A 23,617-nucleotide genomic window follows, 5' to 3' on the forward strand; every position below is an offset into this window, starting at 1 on the left:
TAAAATAAGTTTTTAGTTAATATAAATATAACTAAAAATTAATTTTTAATATACAATAGAACTAATCCTCCTCAGCTACTCTAGAAACACCAAGCCCTTTTTTAATTTTAATAATTGTATCTGCAGCACTTTCAAGTTCTTCATCATGAGTTACAATAATCATTTGTGGTAAACTTGACATTTTCCTAAGTAAATCAATAAGTTCATGTCTACGGTAACTATCTAAGTGTATAGTAGGTTCATCTAAAAGAATTGTTTCCATAATTCCATTACTCATTGATTTAGTAATACCTAACCTTAATGCAAGAGCAATAGCAATTCTTTCTCCACCACTTACCATATCTAAACTTGATTCACCTTCAGGTCCATATAAACTTACATTGAAATCATCATCTAAGATAAGATCAGAGTAGTCAAAGTTAAATTCTTCAAAGAATTCTTTAGTATATTTTTGAATAGTTGGTCTTGAAAGTTTTCTTAAATCTTCTTGAATACCATCTTTTGAGAATAATGATCTTATTTCTACAAGATATTTAATAAAGGTTTGAATATCCTCATAGTCTTTTAAAAGTGAGGTGTATTCTTTTTGTTCTTTAATTAAATTATCAAGATTTGATTTAATAATCTTAATTTGACCTTCATATTTAGATGAATCTTTATTTAAATTTGTTAATTTATCTTCAACAATAGTTAAGTTTGATACTACAGTATTGTATTTTTCTTCATCATAACTTACAGTTTTAATATCTTTAAGTAATTTCTCAAGATTAGATTCTTTAAATTTAAGAGATTCTTTTTTAGAAGATATTTGAGATTCATAGGAACTTTTTACTTTAACAAAACCTTTAAGTTGATTAAATTTAGTTTCTTTACGTTTTAAATCTTCAATTCTATCTTTTAATTCTTGTTCACTAATTTCTGCAGAAAGATGAGTATCTTTATTAATATCAATTTGTATTAAACGTACAGTATGATCAAATTCATCACGGTTTTGATTGATTCTGTTTTTAATATCTATTTCACTAGAATAATCATTGATTGTCTTTTTAGCACCAACATATTTATCATAACCTTCTTTTGATTGTTTACGTTTTGAGCGTGTTTCTTCAATTTCTGAATTAATTTTAAGAAGATTATCTTTAGTATGTTTTTTATCTTCTATTTCATTGCGATTTTCTTCATATTTCTTATTATTTTTAACTAATCTATCAATTAAATATTTATTAGCAGCTAAATCTTTTGATAAATTATTAAATGTATCTTTTTTAGATTTAACAATATCTCTTTTATCTTTTAATATTGCAATGTCTTTCTCATCTTTATCTATTTTATTTCTTGAAGAGACTATTTTTTCTTTATAACCTCTTTCAAGATCTAATTTTTTCTGATTAGATATATCAGATTGACAGATAGGACATTTATTACCAATATTTTTCAAATCATCTAATGGTTTTTTACATGACTTAATTGTTTCTTTAGATGTTGCAATTTCATTTGTTTTATCTTTAATATCATTATCAATATTAGATATTGTTTCTTCTGAATCAATAATTATTTTATTTAATATATCTGCAACTTCATCTGGAGATTTATTATCAATATCTGTATAATTAGTCTCCTTCTCAATAGTTTCAACTAATTCTTTATTAAAACTATCTAATTTTTCAGAGTCTTCATCAATCTCATTTTTTAAATTTTTATTATCTAATATAATTTTATTTAATAATTCAAATTGACTATCTGCTTTAGCTTTATCTTCAAATAATTTCTCTAAAACATCACCAAGTTTATTATGTTCATCATAACTTGGTTTATATCTATTAAGAATTTCTTGATGATTTTTAACTGTTTTTAAATCTTTTTCAAAAGTTTCTTTTTCTTTGTTTAATTCAAGGATTTTCTTTGAACATTCCTCAAAGTGTAAATAGACTGGAAGTTTTCTTACATATTTTTCTAATCTATTCATCTCTTTTTCTGATGTATTAATCTCATCAAGTTTAAATTGAAGTTCTGATTTTTCATGTTTAAGACGTTTAACTTCATCTTGTTCATTATCTATTCTATTTTTAAGATTAGTGTATTCTAATCTATTTACATCTAAAGATTGTTTTTGTTTACTAAGTTCATCTTTATTTATTTTAACTTGTTTAATTTTACCATCAATTGCTAATTTCTCATTTTTAAGATTTGTATATGCTAATTGATTATCTTTAATTTGTACATCAACATTATCTTTATTAACAAGTCTTCCTTTAAGTTCCGCTTCTTTATTCTCATAATCATTAATAAGTGGTTTAATATTTTCCCATGCTTTTTCAAGAGAGTCAATACCTAAAAGTTTAGCAATGAGTTTTTTCTTTTCAGCAGGTGATTTACTTACTAATTCTGCAATTTCTCCTTGTCTTATGTAAATTGCATTTAAGAATAAATCAGAATCAATCTGTAAAATAGATTTAATCTCAGAATTTACATTCTTATCATTTTCACACATTATTTGATATTGATAATCTCCATCAGCTTTATTATAGAATTTCTGATATAATACTGCTTTAGATGAGGATTTTGTATGTGATCTTTCTACTTTATAATGATTACCATTAGATGTAAATTCAAGTGAAACACTCATAGTAGATGTTGCATTACCTTTAGAATTTCTCATTAAATCTTTAATAGTTTTACTATTATGTTGTTTAAACAATGCAAAACTTATTGCTTCAAGTATTGTAGATTTACCTGCACCATTTTCACCAACAATAAGAGATATACCTGGATTAAAATCAATTTTAGTATCTTTATGTGATTTAAAATTTTTAAGATGTAAACTATCAAAAATCATAAATATTCACCTTCCACAAGAAAATAATCAAATGAACTATTAATTTCTAGAGATAACATGATTAATCATCTCCTTTAAATAACTTATCATAACATACTTTTAAATCATCAATTGCTTCTTCAGTATTATCTTTAGATAAATCATTAAATAAGCTAACAGCTAAGTTACTAACATCTTCATTTTCAGAATTTAATTTATCAACAATTAATTTATCAATATTTATACCTTCATTTATAGGAACAATATCATCATTATCTTCAATAATATTGAAGTTAGGTCTAAATAATAATGTTGAATCAGAAAGTTCTTTATTTAAATATTCATAAACATCTGCTCCAGCGAAGTTTTTACCAGAGATAGTAAGGTTTACTATAGGTGGTTTATTTAATTTTTCAATATATGATTTTAATTTTAAAATCTCATTATTTAAAAAGGTATAATCAATGTTTTCATTAATAAATTCTCTTGGAAGATCCATTTTGATTCTCTCTGTAGATACTTCACCATGTTCCATTTCAACAAGAACAAAACCTTTACCATTTTTCTTATAATCTTCTAATTCATTAGACTTCCAAATCTCAGTTGAACCAGGATAAACTAAACGACCTTCACCAAATGAATCATTAATATAATTATGAAGATGTCCCATAGCATAATAATTAAAATTAACTGGTAAATCTCCAATTTCTAATTCATATTGAGGTACATATTTATCAATACCTTGATGTAAAACTAAAATTTTATTTTCAAAAGGTTCTGCTTTTTTAGATAATCTTTCAAGATCATCTTTAAGTACTAAATTCCTATTTTGTGGTTTATATGGAATTCCACCAATAAAATAGTCTTCTTCCCTATAAAATGATTTAATTGGACTAATTAATTTAATACCATTATATTTAAATAATACTTGTGGTGGAATTGGATTAGCTCTTCTTGGCATATCATGATTTCCAGCAATAGCATAAATAGGTATTCCTGCTTTATCTAATTTATTAACTGCTCTTTGAACTTTAAGTAAAGCATCAGTAGATGGACGTGATGTTTCAAATAAATCTCCACTATGAACTACAAAATCAACATCTAAATCTATGATTTTATCAATAATCTCTTCAAAGACATTGTAAAAATCAAGCTCACGATCTACTAATCCATATTGACGATATCCTAAATGAGTATCTGAAAGATGTGCAAATTTCATTATATCACAATTTTTTAAATAATAAAAATCTATAAACTTTTAAAAATTAAAATATAATTTTTAAATAAATAAGGTTAATATAAGGTTAAATCTAATTTAAACCTCTTTTAATAAGTTGAAATCTAATTTTAAACAAATAATAAATAAAAATAAATTGAATAATACATAGATAACTACTTTAAATTAATTAATTATATAGTGAAAATAACATATATATTTATTTAAATTTTTAAAAAATATTTTAAAATATATACAGTTTATAATTTAATAAAAATTAATAAAATAAGAGTAAATAATAAGTCTGCCAAATAAGATATTTTTTTAAGAATATACATTTTTTAAATCAAGTAATAAGGGGGAATTTTAAAAATAATAAAAAATACATATAAAGAACTTAAATATTTTGACAGACTTATGAAATGTATAAAAAAATTTTCGTTTTTTATACACACTAAATCTTATGTAGTAAATAGTATATAAACTTATTCCTTTTTAAATTAAAAAAACACAATTAATAAAGTAATACTAATATTATTAGTGTTTCATACAAAATTATATATAAAAAGTAAAAATATTACTAATTTAAATGGAAAAATAAAGAATAATATTAACTTAATTATGTTAAAATATATAAAAAATAAACTTTAAAATATATAAAGTTAAATTTAAAAAATAATTAAAAAATAAGATTTAAAGTTATATAAAATTAATTTAAAAATAAACTTTAGTATAAAACCAAATTTAAAAAATAATTAAAAAATAAGATTTAAAGTTATATAAAATTAATTTAAAAACATTAAAAAAAAACTTTGAAATTATATAATACTAAATTTAAAAAAAGCATTTTGTATTAAGATTGAAAGAATATATCTATTAAAAATTAAAGAATTTAAAATCTGATTTTATTTAAATATTTTCTTTTATTTTTAAGTTCTAAAAGTTCTGTTTCTTGTTTTATTCTTTTTTCCATAGCATGTAATTCATCATTTAATGCTTTATCAACTATTTTATCATATTTTTTAAATTCTTTATCATATTTCATTTCTAACTTTTTAATTTCAGCCATACGTTTATTAGAAATCCTTTTATATATTTCATCAGCTTTTTCATCAAATTCTTCAGGTTTTATATTAGACATATTAATTCACCAAATATTCAGTAAGTCCAAATTCATTCTTAAGCAAGAAGTTGTTTTATATTAAATATATTAATTTACCAAATCTAAACTAAACTTAACAAGAATTATAAAACAACTATCAAATTTAGAGATATTACTTTATAGATATATTATTAATTATTTGAATATTATTAAATTTATATAATATAAATTTTCTTAAGAATAATAAAACCATATTTTAAAAATAAGACTATTTAAAGAATTGAAGTGTAATATTATTAAAAAAAATAGTTAAAAAATAAAAAGAATAGTTAAATAGACGATTGCTAGTGCTTATAACATAAATCCTCATAGTTAAATTTAATATCTTAAATAAAAAATACCAATTAACAATTAAGTAAAATAACTGATAATTAGCTAAACCCCAAATCAAATTTAAAAAATATAAATACTTTATTTCAATATAAAGTATATTTTCAATTGTAAAAATATAATATAACTAAAAGATTATAAAAAATATAATCTTTCAACTTATAAAAAATATTATAAGCATACATACGAACAATCGTCATAATTATTTATCGTATATTAAAATATAAATCTTTCGGTAAAAATTAAACATTAAAATAAAATAAAAAACAAGATTATCTTAAAGATTTATTTTATTAAAAAATAAGTTCAATAAAACTATTTTAAAATTAAATCTAAGACATATTAAATTTAAAGAAATATAATATCATCAAATACTAAAAAATATTAAGATATCCATTTTAATATAGAAATGTCTAAAAAATAAAGTAGATTTAAAAAAATAAAATTAATATAGAAGTTATTTTCTATAAAAAATATATTTAAAAACTCATTTTACTTAAAAATTTAGGTTTCTAAAGTTAATATTTTTAATTAAAAATAAATTTATCCTAAATTTAATGATTTAAGAAGTCTAAAAAAATAAAAGGATTATGTAAAGTTTACATAATCATCTATTTACGATTAAATGGAATTAAACCAAGTATTGCTAATGCTGCAACAATAAAGAATAATGGATTACCTGTAGTATACATATTACCTAAACCAGTTCCATTATCACTACTATTTTTATTATTGGAATTAATTACATTATTAAGTATTTTACTATTTTGAGTTGAATTTGTATCATTACTTATTGAATTATGAATATCATCAGTATTACTTATATTACTATTATTGTTGTTATTATTAGTATTATTAGTGTTATTACTGATGTTAGAGTTAGTGTTATTATTGTTATTAGTATTATTAGTATTATTAGTAGTAGAATTATCAATAATATCTCTTAATGAAACTTTATATCCAAAATAACTTTGTATAGTTTCATCTGGACTAAGAAAAGTTTGAAAATCAAAAACCATTTCAGTAGTATTATTTAATTTTTTAACTGCACCATGATCAGCTACTCTAAATCCAGAATTATAATCATTAATAACATTTTTAACTAATGAAGAAACTATTGGACCATCATAATCACTACTTGTGTATGGTATAAATATTTTATCAGTAAATCTCCAGATTGCATTTGAAGTAGAAGATTTATCAGAGTTTACAGTATCCCAATAATTATAAAATAAAATTTTAAGATATTCTCCAACATAAACATTATGTTGTTTATTATAAATAACAGAAGTATTAGCTAAACTAAATCTTTGATTAGCACTAGCACTATGTAAACTCATATTAACACAATAACCATTATAACCATTATTAAATGAAATATTACGAATACCTCCATTAGTAGTATAAACTTCATCATCTTTGTTATAATCTTCAGATATCCTATTATTAACTGTAGATGTTTTAGAACTTTTATTTAAATTCTCACCAGATTTATTAATATCCGTTAAATTTATATTATTAGAAGCTTGAATCTGTTGATTTGTATGATTAATACTTGAATTATAAGTATTACTTGTAGCTGAAATTAAACCTAATCCTGTAAAGAGAATCAAAGTAATTACAAATACTCTATATAACGTTTGTTTTTTAATAAAACTCACCACCAAATTTAATAAAAATTGACTATGTTAAAAACATCTTAATTTAATTTTCTAAAATCTATCTTTAAATGAGATAATTTTTATTTTAAATTTAGATAATTCAACAAAACCAAAAAATAAATTAAATAATCATACTTCATTAATAACCATTAAATATACTTAAACTTAATAATTATGCCATCTTGATTAAATTAAAAGCTAAAAATTTAATTAAAATATTAATAATATCATTATTAGTTTAATAATTTAAAATAATATTAAATTTAATGATTTAATAGGTTAATTGAATATTATAACTATTTAATAAATAAAAATTGAATGTTATACAAACAAATTTTATATATAATAAATATAATTTTTAAATATATAAATATATATGAAAAATATTAAAAAATAGATAAAATAGTTAATTAATAAAAAAATAATAAAGAAAAATTAATAATTTACTTAATAAAAACCATCTAAAGCTCTTGATTCAGCTCTTTGTCTTTCAAGTTCTTCTTCATTATCTTTTTTAGATTGTCTCCATTGATCTAAAATATCAATGTCATCTCCAACCCTTCTTCCTTTAAATTCATCTACTTTTACAAGTGTTGGAACTTTAGTCATAAGACCTAAAACTAAAGCTTCACCAATATTTAATGAAGGAAGTTGATTTACTAAATCATCAGATAAAGCTTCACTTGCTGCTTGAACATGCCTTTGATCTTTAGGTTCTACAAGTCTTAAAATAATCATATTATTTGCTTGTGATAAAGCATCAGGATCAACAGATTTTGGAGATTGACTAACTAAACAAAGACCTAAACCAAATTTACGACCTTCACGTGCAACTCTTGAAACCCAATATTTACATTTAGTATTACGTGAATTAGGTGCTAAAATATGTGCTTCTTCTAGAACGAAAAATACAGGAAAACTAAGTGCATTCTTATCTCCATGAACAAAATTTTTCCTACTTTTAAGAGCAGTTCTTAATACATGTGCAACTAATACTTCTGCAGTGCTTTCATCAACTTGACCTAAATCAATAATATTAGCCATACCTAATTTAATCTTAGATAAAATATTAGCAGCATTTGAATCAAAAAGATTAATATATTTAGAATCCATATCATCAAGTTTATTTATAACATCCATCATTGTGTTTCTTTCTTTAGATGAGTAAGTTTCTTCATCTTGATACCATGATTCTAATTTAGAACGAATTAAAAGAATAAAGTTATGTGTTGATTCAACACCTGATCTTAAATCTTCTTTTGCAAGATTAAATGCTTTTCTAAAGTACCTTTCCTGAACAAAAGATTTACCATTAATATTTGCAAGTTGTAAAATTTCACTAAATTCAAGATATAATGGATTAATAATAGGATTTATCTTATTAACCTTACCATTTGGGAACTCTGCACCTACATATTCTGAATGCATATCAAATATTAAAGGACAACCATTATTAGCAAGTAAACCATCTATAATAACACTAACTGTATTAGATTTACCAGCACCAGTCATTGCTAAAATAGCTAAATGTCTTGAAACCATTTTATTAATATTAAGATTAACTTCAACATTCTCATTAGAAATTAAATGACCTAATTTAAGTCCATCTTTAAACCTAAATATTTTATCTAAAACTTCACTACTTGCAAGTTTAACTTCAGTTCCTGGTGGTGCTGGTGTACGAGGTATTTTAAGATAATCAATATCCCCTAAAATCTTAACATTACCTTTAATATAGTAATCATCACCTTCAATATGTTTAATTCTTTCAATTGTTTCAGGATCATATATATCATTATTAAGAGCTACACTTCCACGTACTAATGATTCTATCATTCCAAGTATAATCTTATTATCATATTCTAATGTTACATATTCACCCATTTTTGGCATTTCTTTTGATACAAAACTTACATCAGTTAATGAAGTTTCACCAACACATCTACCAATTACATCCTTTTCCATACTTTACACCTTTTAATGTATATACTAATAAATCAATTAATTATTAAAATTATTTAAATAGCTAAATTTAAAAATAAATTAAATTAAATTAGAAGATTTGTATTAATTATTATATTTAATTAAAGAAACTTTTAATTATATAATATAATTAACATCATTTTAAAACAATAAATATTAAAATATAATTAACATAGTTAAAAATCATTTTAAAAACTAAATATTAAACTAGTTTAAAGAATATTTAACTAATTTAACATTTCTCTACCTGTTTTTTCATATAAACCTAAAATTTTAGATAAGTCATTTATATCTTTATGTCTAATAATAACATCTTGATGAGCTTTTTTAAGAAGATATGGATATCCTTCTACAGCATCTCTTTTTATAATAGATATAATCTCTTCAATCTCATCTTTATCTGCTTTATATGGTAATTCTACTTTTAAGATATTTTTATAATCATCAATACGAATATAAAATATAGTAAAATCTAATGATTTAAAGAAACTATCATGAATAAGAAATTCTCTTTTTACTTGACTATTAACATTAAGATATATTGGATTTGAATATCCTTCCATCTTATTAAATCTTTCAAATATTGACATATCTGGAATATTATTTTTAAAATAATCATTAGTAGTTGATGTTTTTGATACTGCAATCATTTTATGTTTATATTTTAATATATTTGCAAGATTATCTAATTTCTCAATATATAATTTTTGAAGGTCATTATCATTAGGTGCAGGTCTTATTATATCACCAAGTAATGATCCATCTATCATATAATAATCTACTTTATTTTTTTCAATAGCTTTAATAGCATTTTCAATTTCAAATATACTCATTTTAGCTCTAAGTTTGTCTATGAAAAATTTTTGATGATAAGTAGCATCTAATTCAATATTTTCAATACTATCTAATTTATCTCCATCAAATATTAAACCAAGCGCTGCAACCGCATAGATATTAAAACCTAAAAATTTTTTTGAAGAATAACTACCATCACCTGCAGCAATCTTAAGTTTATCCTTTGATGGTTCAATATAATCAAAGTTCCAGAACTTATTTATATCAAAATCAGAATTATCTATTTCTTGTATTTCTTCTTGGATAAGTCCTTTCTTTTTCGCTGCTTCTTCATATAATGAAGTTAACATATTTACCCTCCAGATATAGAAGTTTAATATAATAATATTATTTTAATAAAATATATAAATTGTTTTAAATATTTTAATAAATTATAGAGTTAAAGAGATAAATAGCTAAATAAAATTTAAATATGAAAAGTGTATAATTAGCTAAAAATACCTAATAAAATTTAAAAAGTTAAAATTAGTTTAATATGATAAACATTAAAAGAAGTCTAATAATAAATTCAAAGATTAAAAATTAGTTTAAAGAAGTCTAATAAAAGATTAAAAATGATTTAATATGAAAGATAATTAAAATTAATCATCTTGAGCTTTTCTAATACCTGATACAATTTCACTAATTTTAGATTTAACATTATCACATTCTTCAACAATTGTACCAGTAACGATTATGTCTGCTCCAGCTTTTGCTGCAATATAAGATGCTTTAGCATCTCTAATACCACCACCAACAATAAGCATAACATCAGTTGCAGCCTTAGTATAAGCAATCATTTCAGGAGGTATTTGTTTATCAGCACCTGAACCTGCTTCAAGGTATACAAATCTCATACCAAAACATTCTGCAGCCATTGCATATGCAGCTGCAATTTTAGGTTTATTACGTGGAACAAGTTTAGCATCACCTACCCAACCAACAGTTCCTCCAGGTTCACATACAATATAACCCATTGGTAAAATATCAATACCAGATTTTTTAACATTATATGCAGCTAAACTTTGAGCTCCAATAAAGTAATAAGGATTGTTTGAGTTTAAATAGCTCATAAAGAATATAGCATCAGCATATTTACTAACATTAGAAGAATTACCTGGGAATATGATAATTGGTGAATCAATATTTTCAGATAAAATTTTACATGTAGAATCTACATCATATTGATCAACAGTTGAACCTCCAATCATAATACCATCAGTACCTGCTTCAATTGCTGCTTTAGCAATTTCTAATGCTTCTTCTGGACTTTGTTCATCTGGATCAATTAATGTTAAATGTAAAATATGATCTTTTCTTGCTTCTTTCAATTGTTCTTCTACTATATTCATTTATATCCCTTTTTTAAATACACTCATAAAAATTTTAAAATATAATATAATTATATTAATTAATTATATTTTATAAAACTTCTTATTTATATATAATTAAATCCATATGTTTTAAAAAAAATTATAATTTATTAGTGAAAAAATAAGATATAAGGTTAATTTATGAAAAACAATAGAAAAGCTATGATAAAAAGTATTAAAGAAATATATAAAAGACTAGATAAAGTTTCTCCTACTAATTATAATTGTGGAAAATTATGTGGTGAAATATGTTGTGTTTATGATAAATACAATAGTGATGAGGAAGTAGGACTCTATTTATTACCTGGTGAAGAATTAATATATGAAGATAATAATGAGGACTTTGAATTATACTATATTCCTCCAGATGAAACCTATAACTACGATCTTTATCTTGTTAAATGTGTAAATCCACCACATTGTAATCGTAATATAAGACCAATACAATGTAGAACTTTTCCATTAATACCTCATATTGAAAATGATAAATTCCATTTAATAATTGATGAGGAAGAATTTCCATATACTTGTCCATTAGTACATAAGGAAAATAAACTTAATAAAGACTTTATTGAAGTTACATATAAAGTATGGAAAATTTTAATAAAAAATCCTGCAGTTTATAATCTTATTAAAGTAGATTCTAAAAGAAGAATTGAAAATAAAGATGATTATACTATTGTTATATAGTCTACATAATAGAAAGTATGGGATTCTTATATATTCTACTTACTTTATAATTTAACATACTAAATAGATATAAGAAAAAACTAAAAAAAACTTATAAAATAAATAAAACAGTAAAAACTAAAAAAAAACTTATAAAATAAATAAAACAGCAAATTAAAAACTCATAAAAATTTATAAAAAATAGTAAAATATAATTAGTAGAGAATAAAATTATCCTCTAGGTTCTTTTGCTTTGAATCTTAATCCTTTGTAACCACATTTTCTACAATTTGTAGCAGCAGCAGGATTACGAGCTCCACATTTTAAGCAAATTTTTACATTGAAAAGTCTTTCTTCAGCTTCTTCAAATTTTGCCATAATTAATCCTCCTTGTAAATATAAATCAATATATCTAATCAAATGATTAGAAACTAGTAAATAAATATAATGTATAAATAATTATGAAAGAAATAGTAAATTCATAATATTATATTAATAAAATATTACATTTTAATAGTATTTAAATATTAAGGATTTTAGCATAAAATAAGCTAAAAATATAATATATTTATTAAAATTCCACATGAAATTTTTAAAAAATAAAGTTTTAAATTAATAAATCAATTAAAACATACCATACTAATTCTACTAATAAAATAAAATTTTAAAATAATAATCACATTATACTCATTCTATTAATTAAATCATACTATACTAATTCTACTAATAAAAAATAAATATAATAAAAATTATTTATGATTTTTTAAGAAATCATTTTGAACTTCAACAACTTCAATACTGGATTTTGCATCACTATAAGCTTCAAGAAGTTCATAATTAAGTTCAACAAATGTATGACCCCATTTAAAACCATCCATTAAATCCCTTGCTTTCTCTTTAAATCCTGCAATATAAAATGTTGCAGCAATAGCTTCAACAGTTGACAATGTACATGGTTTACCATAATTTACAGGATTTGTAGCAATTAAAAATGGAAGTGATCTATGATACTTTGATAATGAAAAGAAAGTAGCAGATTTGTTTATCTTGTTCCATGAACAATCAAGACCTACAACACCTTTCTTCTCAATATACTTTTTATCTTCACATGAAACTGCTTTATCACTGAAAGGGTTTAATACAATTGCACCTCTTGGGATTTTACGTATCTTATATACTAAACGAGCTTTACCCTCTTTTTCTAATTTAATAGCAGTACATTTTTTCTTATCACATTCATTGGCATGAAAAATTGTTACATCCATAGTAAAACCTTGACTTAAATTAGTAAACATTAGTTTATAATTAATTTATTAAAATTAGTTTAAATAAATTTGTAAATGTATCAGAAAAATCATGATTAATAATAAACTTAAAATAGCTAAAAACCATTAAAGTAATAAAAGCATCAAATAGCTAAAAAAGGAAAAAAAGAAAAAAAATTATTGTGAAACTTGAGTATTATTGGTAATATTACCTGCCTTGTATGCAGCAACATAATTTACAAGTTTATTATAATCGCTTCTACTTACACCAAGGGTATCGTTAATCTTAGGTACATCATTACTATGTTTAAGCTCAATTGATTTCAATAAAGGCTCAATATTTTTAGTAAATAAATCACAATATGTTGAACCATCACATTTTACAGTACCATTAGAAACTACATAGATAAGATAACTCTGATTATCTTTAAATGCTTCACAAATATATACATCATAGGTATGTTGTTGGGTTTTAGATGAATTGTTTACTGACACATTAGTATTGGGAACAGCCTGTGAATAATATATAGTCCAATTAACACCATTATACTCTCTTACCTCAGGCTCTTTTAAACCTGCTTGAAGAGACATAATATCTACAATAAGACTAACATTATCTAATGAAGACATATTATATTCAATACCATTAGTTTTATCTTTATAAGATTTTGACCAGTCTTTAGTAGTTGAATTATTAGTATGAATAGTCTGTTCAACAACTTCCCCCTGGAAAGTGCCTTTCATGAATTTATTATCAAATTGGGTACTTGGACCAAAGTTCAAGAAACCTAAAGCATAAGAAGCACCAATAGCAATTATAATAACAACAATTACTGCTATAATAATCTGATACTTTCTATCCATATTATACCTCATAATAGTTTTTCATTTAAATAAAATTATTCTTATCTTAATAAAAATAATTTTATCTATACGATTAGTAATATATTGTAATTGGTATTATATAATAATTATTAATCATTTAATTAAGAACTTAATTAGATTAAGTAATAAAATAATCTACTTTTAACTAGAAAATAAACTATTTAAATAGGAACACTAAAAAAATGAAACATACTATTAAATAATCTATTAAACGATTTATTCAAATAAAAATTAATAATTATTATTAAGTTTGATATTATATATGTAAATGTTAAGCATACCCTTTGAATACTAAATAATTTACTTTAAGTAAAAATTAAACCAAAAAATAATAAACATTATTAAAAAAAATAAAAATTAATAAAAACCATTAATTACTTAAAACTAAATTAAACAAATACTTATAAATAGTATTATATAATTATTAGCTAGAACTAATTTAAACATTAACATTAAATACTTAATCAAAGATATAATAATTTAAAAATTAATTAAAATGATAGAATGAAAAAACAGACTTTAAAAATTCTATTAATTATATTAATTATCATATTTCTAGTAAATATTGTATTTATATTCTCAGACAATACTGATGATATTAAAAATCCTGAAACAAATATTACAGGACAAAACTCAAATGGTACTGTATATAAAACAATATGTGGAAATATGTCAACAAATGATACAGCTGTAATTATTCTAGGTGTTCATAGCTTTGAGAATGGTATACATAATGCAACTAATCAAACAATAATGAACATGACAAATAATAACAACTTATCTAAAAAATATGTTGTATACTTTATTAAATTAAACCTTAATCAAACTGATCTTAATACAAGTGATTATCAAACAAATAGACATATGGGTGAAATGTTAGCATATGATTATATTGTAAAAGATTTAAAACAATACAACCCATATGTAGTTGTAGATGTTCATGAAATGGAAGAATATTGGGATCCTGATAGGTATATACAAGTAATGAGTCCAGATAAACCTGCAGCATTTGATTATGCCCATAAAATGGAAAAAGATACTGGAATTGCAGAATATAACTTTACTGAAGGTACTTCCCCACAATGGGTAACAGAACCAATTGCAAATGAAGGATTTAACACAATCTTATTTGAATATGGTCAAGGTGAAAGTCAACAACATAAATTAGATGTTACTACAAAACTTATAAAAAGTATTGATAGTTTAAATCCAAGTATAAGAGATAAAACTTAAATACTTTTTATTTATAATTAATAGTCTAAATAACAATATACTTTAAAATTTATAATTTAAACTTTTATTAAATCAATAAAAGTTTTTATTTACTATTTTTAAAAATATACTTGATTTAAAAGCAATTTTATTACTTATTTTAAGATTTTAATAGTTTAAACTCAATTAATAAAAAAATAGCTTTAAATTTTATTATAAAAAATAAATTCTAAAACTAAAATTAGATTACAAAAAATAAAATAAACCCTAAAACTAAAATTAGATTACAAAAAATAAAATAAACACAAACCTAAAACTAAAAAACTAGATAAACACAAATAAAATCCTAGATTTAAAATTATTATAAACAGAAATTAATAAAAAAATAGATTTAAAATTTTTCAATTTTATATTTAATATTATCCTTATTAATAGATACACCATTACTTGTTTTTTCAATTATAATACCACTTAAACTATCACATGAACATAATATATCTTGTTCTGGATGTGTACCTGGAATAATATTACAATCAAATCTTACAGTATCACCTACAGATAGAACCATCTGTAATCTATTTGAAGTATTATTTTCTTTAGGTAAAATTAATATTGGTGATTGCATATCACGTGTAAGATATGTTAATGCTCTTATTCCTTTTTCATATTTTTCTCCTTTACCAAATGCAGATACTGCTATAATATCATCATCTTCAGGATATAATACTATTTCTTCATTATCAGAGGTTTCAATAAATAACATATCACAGTTTGCCATTTTACTTATTCCAACAATCCCTGTTTCTCCTTCTAAAAATAGTATTTCATCATATTCTAACTTTATATCCAAGTTTAAAACTCCTTTTAAAATTAGTTTATTTATAAAAAAAGATTAAAGTTTAAAAATTTAAAAAAATGTAAAGTTTAGAGTATTTACTCTAAACATTCAGTGTCTTCACTTTTACAATTAGGACAGATAACTTTTTTACCTATTCCTTTAAAGGTGTTTCCACATTTATTACATTTATATTTCCTAGTTTTTAACTTTTTCAAGTTAATATCAGCCATTGGGCCACCAGTAGAACACATATATTTCACCTTCTTAAATTTAAAGATAAAAATTACTTCGTTAATATTATAATATTAACTATTTTTACATGTTATAAATATATTTATATTTTATAATTATATTTATAATTTTTTAAATAAACTGTATATACTTAAATAATATCATAAATAATTAAGTATTATTTATATTAATTTATTAAACAATTAACATAATTTTAGAATAAATTTTCTTAAAAATTGATTTTTAAATATTAAATATTTTTAAATTTTTAATATACACTTAATATTTTATAAAGAAAAATAAATTTATAAAAAATACTTATTTAAGTAAATAAACATGTATTAACTCATAATAAACAAAAATACTTATTTAAGTAAATAAACATGTATTAACTTATAATAAACACTTACAATATAATTACCCAAATAATTACTAAACAAACATGAACTTAAATAATAATTACTTAAATAATTCCTTATAAATAGGCATTAACTTATTATAAGCACTTACAATATAATTACTCAAATAACTCCCTATAAACAGACATTAACTTATTATAAGCACTTACAATATAATTAAAATCAGCTTTAAACTCATTTTCATCTAAATTATCAAGATTATATGTTTTATATAAAATATCACCTGCTTGATAAAATTTAGATTCCTTATTAAAATCATCTGGAATATTTTCTAATTTTGATTTATAAATATTAGCATATTTTATCTTTTCATCATCAGTTTTAAATTGATTATAACATACTGCTAATTTTCCAAAAACTTGATTATCTTCAAGACTAAAAAGAAATCCAAAAAGTAAACCATCAACAAATGATCCTGTAAGATTATCATTAACAAAACCAACACATGGTGTTTTATCCCATGAATCAAAACCATATGCAAATTTAAATTGATAATCCTTAGGATTTTCACCAATTTCTTTTAAAACTTCAAAAAAATCATCAACATAATCATTATCCATTTTATCTGCTAATGGATGATTTGGAAATTCATAATTAAAAACTTCTGGATAAAATTCAAATATTTCTTTTATATCAGATACAATATTAGACATAATATTCCTCTAAATTTACTTTAAAAATTATTATGATGATAATATTATTTAAAAATTTAATTTTCAATTTTTTTAAAAACCATTATATTTAAAAATTAAATTTTAATCAGTAGAATTTAATATTTAATTCTTTTAAAAACCCATATATTTAAAAATTAAGTTTAATCAGTAAAAAACTAAAAACTCAATATATATGATTAAATTATAAAATTCTAAATATAAATTAAGCTCTTAAACAAGATTATAAGTAAAAATAGAAAAATGAACTTTAAACTATAACTTAATTAAAATTCTTATTAAAAATAAAAAAAGTAAAATAGTCAGTAAATGACTATTTTAAAAAAACTATCTTCTTACAGTAATCCTACTACTTACAGATTTAGCAGCAAAAGTACCATCACCAGCAAAACGAGTAGTAATAGTATAAACACCAGCACGACTAAACCTTAACCTAAGACTTGCTCTACCATTCTTATCTGTTTTCAAATTATAAGTCTTACCATTAACAACAACAGTTAAAACCCTACCAACAGCATTAACAGACTTTCTACTATTTAAAGCAGAAACACCTTTAAGAGTAAAAGTCAAAGTCCTATAAACATTAACCTTAACAGGATTAACACCACAAACACCAATACTAGAAACTTTAGGACTAATAGTAATCTTATTTACAACAAAACTACCATTATAATCATCATCACCTAAAAAAGCAACAGCAAAAGTATAAATACCACTCCAAGCAAGATTAATCTGAAGTTTAGCAACACCAGCATCATCAGTTACAAGATTATAAACAACACCATTAAAACCAACACTAACAGGCTTATTAACTAAAACATTACCATAAAAATCCTTAAGAACAACAGTAAAGTATCCACCACGCTCACCATGATAAAAATCAACAGCAGTCTGACTAAAATCACTAGAAACAATAGTGGTAGTAGTTCTTGTTTTAGGAATAATTAATAGATTATCAGATTCATTAGATCCTAAGAACTCATCGTTACCATTAAATATTGCAGTGAATCTTAATTTACCAGTTAAACTAGTAATATTTACAATACCATTATCATCAGTAATGAAAGTGTTGGAGTTTGTATCATTGATTAAAGATTTAACACTAGCATTAGATATTGGATTACCTTCTGCATCAGTTAGTTTAACAATAATATTTCCATTATCATCAACATCAATTGTAGTTTTACTAATTTTCAATACAGAAACATTAGTTTCTATATTAGAAGGTAAATATTCAGTACTTCCAGCATAATTTACTACTACATCATATTTTCCAGTTTTAGTAAATTCATCAGGAGTAAATTCAACTTTACCATCTTTGATAGTGACTTGATATTCAACACCATTTACAAGAACTACAACATCTCCAGATATAGGATTACCTTCTAAATCAGTTAAGGTAATTAAAGCAGTAGTATTTCCAAGTATTACAAGAGAACTTATATTAAGAACTGATTTTTTATATACTGAAGTATTATATACTAATACTTCTTTATCAACAGTAAGATTTATTGTTTTATTACCTGTAGTTTTAGAATTAAACCCTATATTTTTAGAGTTTGTAATACTACCATTTACTGGATTGATTGTTCCATCATCAGTTTCAAATTTGAAGGTTCTTACAGGTAAATTACATGTGTAATCAGTTAAATTTTCACCATCAGAAACTTTAAAACCAATTGTGAATTTTTGACCAAGATTTTCATTAGTAATATTATCTAATGTTAAAACTAACCATTTATCAATATTTATATTGCTTTTAGTAGAATAACCATTTTCAGATTTAATATAAGATGGTTGAGTATTAGATCCAAACCAATTATTATTAAAGTTTAAAGTATAATTATTTACACCAGCAGTATATACAATAAATGGATCTGAAACACTTTCATTAAACAAGATTACACTATTTACAATACTAATATTGTTTAAATAATCAGCAGAAATTCCAGCTTTACTTAAACTAACAGATAATTTAGATAAATTTTCAAATAAACATCCATCAATAAGAACTGTATTTGGACTAGATATATGTAAATTTTGAATATTAACAAATGTAGAATTAATAACAGTATTATTTCCATCTAATGAGAGAATTATACCATTACTTCCCCATACACTATTTTTATTCCAACCAGATTTTGCACCATTATATTTAACATTAGCTGGATGATCTTCAAATCTGTCATTTGCATATATGATAGTTCCACTATTATATAATTCATTAGAACATAATGGATTATCTCTATCAGCTGCATTACGACTGCCATATTGCATAGTGTCATTACCAATAATATCTAAAATTTCAGTTTGGTTTTTACCAGTTATAATAAATACAGTATTATTAACTTCTGCATATCCAGTATTTTTAATTCTATAGAAGAAACTCATATAACCAGAACGTAAATCATCTTCAAATCTTGAAGATAAAATAGTCATATTACCATTATTAGTTATAGTAGATAATGCTCCATGATTCAATGTGAAATTTGAATTAATAACTTTTAATGTATTATTGTTAAATATTGTTGAAGCATTATATGAATCTCCATTATTAAAGAATACACAATTTATAACTGTTAAATCACCATAGTTTGATACTACTCCACCAGTATTACCATGATTACTTGTAAAATTAACATTTTCAAATCTTGCAGTTACACCATTAGGAATAATAATATTTTCTGCAATATTAGAACGATTTTGTTGATTATATTTAGTTACACCATTTTTAAATACTAAATTTGATAATACAAATGTTTGATTACCTGGAGTAACTGTAATTGAAGGTTGAGCAATATTATCAAGAGGTGTTTCATCTAATATAATGCCACTTCCTTGACCTTTAATTGTTACATTAACATTACCTGAAATATTTAAATTAACATTACCTAAACCAGAATAGGTTCCTCTAAATAATGTAATATAAATATTATTAGATTTAGTAATACCAACTTCATATGCATGTTGAATTGTTTTATATGGTGAACTTGCTGAACCATCACCTTTTTCATCAGAACCATCTGTAGAAACATATAAATTAATTCTACGGTCTATACTTTTAATATTTACAATAACAGTAGCTTTTTTATTGTTACTTCTATTAATATTATTTGAATAATCTCCATTTAAACTATAAGTTCCATTAGAAAATCCAACATAAATTAATGAAGAACTACCATTAATAAGAGCAGATTTACCTACATAATTACCATCAAGATAATATAAAACAGATCCACCAGATATTTTATTACCCATATCATCAGTAACAATAGCAGATAAGTTATCAGATAATTTAGTAGTAGTTAAATCATTGAATTGAAGATATCCATTAATATGAGAATTTAAACAGTAAATCTCATTAGCTTCAACACTAGCTTCATTATTAGTCATAGTATTATTTCTAAGTGTAATATTACCTCCATTACTAAAACCTGCATGATCAGTTCCAATTACAATAGCTCCACCATATTTTCCTTTATTATCTATGAATTTATTATTACTTACAGTAATATTCATAGAAGGATCTACAGCTAAAGCACCACCATAATCTGTAGCAGTGTTATTAATAAATATACAATTATTTATTATTCCAATCCTATCACCAGAAGACATACTACTAGTTGGGAAACTGATTGCACCACCATTTTTTGCAGAGTTATTAATAAAAGTACAATTATCAATTATATAAGAAATACCAGTATAAAGTGGAATTCCTTGACTTGCACTAATTGCACCATTAGTATTATTTTCAAATAATGAATTATAAACATTAGAAGTACGTAAATCTAAAGCATTAGGAAGATTAATAAATCTTGAATTATTAATAGTAATGTTTCTTACAATACCTGAAGATTTAATGAAAGTACAATTTATGACTTTACCATTAATAATATTCAATGCATAAGGATCATTTTCAAATATACAATCATTTAAATTAACAAAATTATTTTCAGCATATGGATTTGATATACAATAACCATTTGTATTAATAAAAGTCATGTTTATTAAATCTGCAGAAACATAAGTTCCAAAATCAATACATTTTACATTAGTATTATTAAAATCAATAACAGTTTTATTATATCCATTACCAATAATTTTTAGAAAACCTATATTTCCTAAAGAAAGACCTGAATTATTTTCAGCAGGATAAATTCCTTCTGCAAGATTAATAACTACATTAACATGATTCTCAAATCCAACATTAATAGCTTTTTTCAATGATTTAAATGGATTGTCTTTAGAACCATCACCAGTTTCATCATTTCCATTAGGAGAAACATATAATTCAATGATTTCTCTATTTACATAGAAATTAATAGCACCAGCTTTATTATTTGTAGTATTAGCACCATTTTCATAATATCCAGAGATAGTGTATATACCATTATCAAGTAAATTAGTAACTTTAATAGAAGCAATACCATTATTTAAATTTGTATTTCCTACATTAGTACCATTAATATAGAAGTATACTTTTCCACCTGAAATTTTATTACCCATATCATCAGTAACAGTAGCATATAAATTAAATCTTGGAGAATTAACATCAACAGTAGAATTATTCATAAATACAAGATTAAGATTTTCTGTAATACTACCAGGATAAATATAGAAAGGTGCATTTTTACCTGGTTCAATGACAGTATTATTAGTTAAATTAAATGTTCTAGCATTAAGTATGAATAAAACATCACTAGTATCATCAGTACTTATTGCAGTACAATTTACAAATTTATTATTTTTAATATTAAATACTGAGACATTACCATTGTTTTTACTAGTACCAAGTATATAAGCTACTCCAGCACTATATGCAGTGTTATTATAAAATTCACAAGAAATTAAATCAAAGTTAATACCTTGATAAAAATTAAATACACCACCTTCAGTATTTGAATATCCCCAAGAACTCACTTTAACTGCAGAAGAGTTTATAAACTTAGAATTGATAAAACTAGCATTTCCACTCATATATGCTACTCCACCATCACCAGAAGCATTGTTATTTACAAATAATGAGTTTTTAACTGTAGTAGTAGAAAGTTCTTCAGTATAGAATACACTACCACCAGATACAGCAGTGTTATTTTCAAAAATACAATTATCAATATTTACAATACCATCATTAGTCATTACTCCACCAAGATTATCCTTAGAATTAATGAAGGTAAGATTAATGAAGTTTACTCTAGAATCAGCAGATATAGTAAATAATTTATATTGACCTTCTCCATCAATAAAAGTCTTATTATAACCTGCACCAATAAAAGTTATTGAACCATTATAATTATTATGTGCAAGTTTAATATTAATCATATTATTACCATTACCAGCAAAAGTACCTTCTCCAAGATGAATAATAGCATTATCTGATTCATTAACCTTAGATATTGATGCATTAATAGTTTTTAATGCACTAGTATTAGATTTACCAGTATTGGAATCATCACCAGATGGAGAGACATAAATGTCTGAATTACTTCCATCATCAGAAGTAATTTCTCCTGAATTTATATTAGCCCCATTAGTCGAATTCATAACACTTGAAGAAGAACTTACAGTACTTGAATTATCTGCTGCACTAACAACAGAAAGTGTTAAAAAAATACAAACTATAAGAGCCAATATAAAAATTCGCTTATTTTTAATACTCTTTTCCTCCTTTTAAATTTTAAATATCAAATTTAATTTAAAATTAAAAAATTTTAAAATAATCAAACTAATTATTAAACACAAAAAATAACCCAACCCAACAATAAATCAAGCCAAAATTACTAAACACAAAAAATAACCCAACCCAACAATAAATCAAGCCAAAATTACTAAACACAAAAAATAACCCAACCCAACAATAAATCAAGTAAAAGCTATTAAACAAAAAATAACTTAAAACCTAACTAAAAAATCAAATTAAGGTTATTAAATAATAATTTAATAAGATTAAATTTAAAATTAAATAAATTCTTATATAAATATCAAAAATACATTATATAATTTAAAATAAATTTGATATTATTAGTATATTATTAAATATATATAATATTTAT

16 protein-coding genes are annotated in these 23,617 nt (G+C 22.8%); 2 read left to right on the plus strand and 14 right to left on the minus strand.

The genetic code is table 11. The features are described 5' to 3' along the window. Nucleotides 1–61: 61 nt before the first annotated feature. From T523_RS08340 to T523_RS08370, 7 genes are all read right to left on the minus strand, one after another. On the minus strand, nt 62–2,836 hold the full coding sequence (locus tag T523_RS08340) for an AAA family ATPase (RefSeq protein ID WP_042708513.1): 2,775 nt from the start codon (nt 2,834–2,836) through the stop codon (nt 62–64). Nucleotides 2,837–2,897: 61 nt separating this feature from the next. Continuing rightward, nucleotides 2,898–4,034 (minus strand): metallophosphoesterase family protein, encoded by a 1,137-nt coding sequence (locus tag T523_RS08345; RefSeq protein WP_042708514.1) that lies wholly within the window; start codon nt 4,032–4,034, stop codon nt 2,898–2,900. 889 nt (nt 4,035–4,923) lie between these two features. Next, complete coding sequence (locus T523_RS08350) at nt 4,924–5,172, minus strand: hypothetical protein (RefSeq protein ID WP_042708515.1); 249 nt, start codon at nt 5,170–5,172, stop codon at nt 4,924–4,926. Between the two features lie 962 nt (nt 5,173–6,134). Next, complete coding sequence (locus T523_RS08805; protein ID WP_052334710.1) at nt 6,135–7,136, minus strand: hypothetical protein; 1,002 nt, start codon at nt 7,134–7,136, stop codon at nt 6,135–6,137. A gap of 495 nt (nt 7,137–7,631) precedes the next feature. Further along, nucleotides 7,632–9,149, minus strand: coding sequence for a helicase HerA-like domain-containing protein (locus tag T523_RS08360; protein ID WP_042708517.1), 1,518 nt, complete (start codon nt 9,147–9,149; stop codon nt 7,632–7,634). A 245-nt stretch (nt 9,150–9,394) separates the two neighbouring features. Then, nucleotides 9,395–10,312 (minus strand): DNA double-strand break repair nuclease NurA, encoded by a 918-nt coding sequence (locus tag T523_RS08365; protein WP_042708519.1) that lies wholly within the window; start codon nt 10,310–10,312, stop codon nt 9,395–9,397. A gap of 291 nt (nt 10,313–10,603) precedes the next feature. Beyond that, nucleotides 10,604–11,353: a geranylgeranylglyceryl/heptaprenylglyceryl phosphate synthase gene (locus T523_RS08370; RefSeq protein ID WP_042708520.1), complete on the minus strand. Its 750-nt coding sequence runs from the start codon at nt 11,351–11,353 to the stop codon at nt 10,604–10,606. A gap of 162 nt (nt 11,354–11,515) precedes the next feature. Between T523_RS08370 and T523_RS08375 the strand changes: the two genes are divergently transcribed. Further along, the gene (locus tag T523_RS08375; protein ID WP_042708521.1) at nt 11,516–12,064 is read left to right on the plus strand and encodes a hypothetical protein; all 549 of its coding nucleotides are present in this window, start codon (nt 11,516–11,518) and stop codon (nt 12,062–12,064) included. 210 nt (nt 12,065–12,274) lie between these two features. Here the strand turns inward: T523_RS08375 and T523_RS08380 are convergent, their stop codons facing one another. From T523_RS08380 to T523_RS08390, 3 genes are all read right to left on the minus strand, one after another. Beyond that, nucleotides 12,275–12,421: a 50S ribosomal protein L40e gene (locus T523_RS08380; RefSeq protein WP_016358474.1), complete on the minus strand. Its 147-nt coding sequence runs from the start codon at nt 12,419–12,421 to the stop codon at nt 12,275–12,277. Nucleotides 12,422–12,792: 371 nt separating this feature from the next. Then, nucleotides 12,793–13,308 carry a DUF367 family protein gene (locus T523_RS08385; protein ID WP_042708522.1) on the minus strand — a complete coding sequence of 172 codons (516 nt, stop codon included), beginning with the start codon at nt 13,306–13,308 and terminating at the stop codon, nt 12,793–12,795. Between the two features lie 177 nt (nt 13,309–13,485). After that, the gene (locus T523_RS08390; protein WP_042708523.1) at nt 13,486–14,172 is read right to left on the minus strand and encodes a hypothetical protein; all 687 of its coding nucleotides are present in this window, start codon (nt 14,170–14,172) and stop codon (nt 13,486–13,488) included. A 525-nt stretch (nt 14,173–14,697) separates the two neighbouring features. Between T523_RS08390 and T523_RS08395 the strand changes: the two genes are divergently transcribed. Next, the gene (locus T523_RS08395) at nt 14,698–15,426 is read left to right on the plus strand and encodes a hypothetical protein (RefSeq protein ID WP_042708524.1); all 729 of its coding nucleotides are present in this window, start codon (nt 14,698–14,700) and stop codon (nt 15,424–15,426) included. Between the two features lie 370 nt (nt 15,427–15,796). Here the strand turns inward: T523_RS08395 and T523_RS08400 are convergent, their stop codons facing one another. From T523_RS08400 to T523_RS08410, 4 genes are all read right to left on the minus strand, one after another. After that, nucleotides 15,797–16,255 carry a hypothetical protein gene (locus T523_RS08400; RefSeq protein ID WP_042708525.1) on the minus strand — a complete coding sequence of 153 codons (459 nt, stop codon included), beginning with the start codon at nt 16,253–16,255 and terminating at the stop codon, nt 15,797–15,799. Nucleotides 16,256–16,338: 83 nt separating this feature from the next. Beyond that, nucleotides 16,339–16,494 carry a hypothetical protein gene (locus tag T523_RS09205; protein ID WP_198016044.1) on the minus strand — a complete coding sequence of 52 codons (156 nt, stop codon included), beginning with the start codon at nt 16,492–16,494 and terminating at the stop codon, nt 16,339–16,341. A gap of 497 nt (nt 16,495–16,991) precedes the next feature. Continuing rightward, on the minus strand, nt 16,992–17,546 hold the full coding sequence (locus tag T523_RS08405) for an MrcB family domain-containing protein (RefSeq protein ID WP_042708526.1): 555 nt from the start codon (nt 17,544–17,546) through the stop codon (nt 16,992–16,994). Nucleotides 17,547–17,891: 345 nt separating this feature from the next. Then, entirely contained in the window at nt 17,892–23,195 is a 5,304-nt protein-coding gene (locus tag T523_RS08410; protein ID WP_042708527.1) for an Ig-like domain-containing protein, read from the minus strand. Nucleotides 23,196–23,617: the final 422 nt, after the last annotated feature.

This window comes from Methanobrevibacter wolinii SH, assembly GCF_000621965.1.
GTDB lineage: Archaea > Methanobacteriota > Methanobacteria > Methanobacteriales > Methanobacteriaceae > Methanarmilla > Methanarmilla wolinii.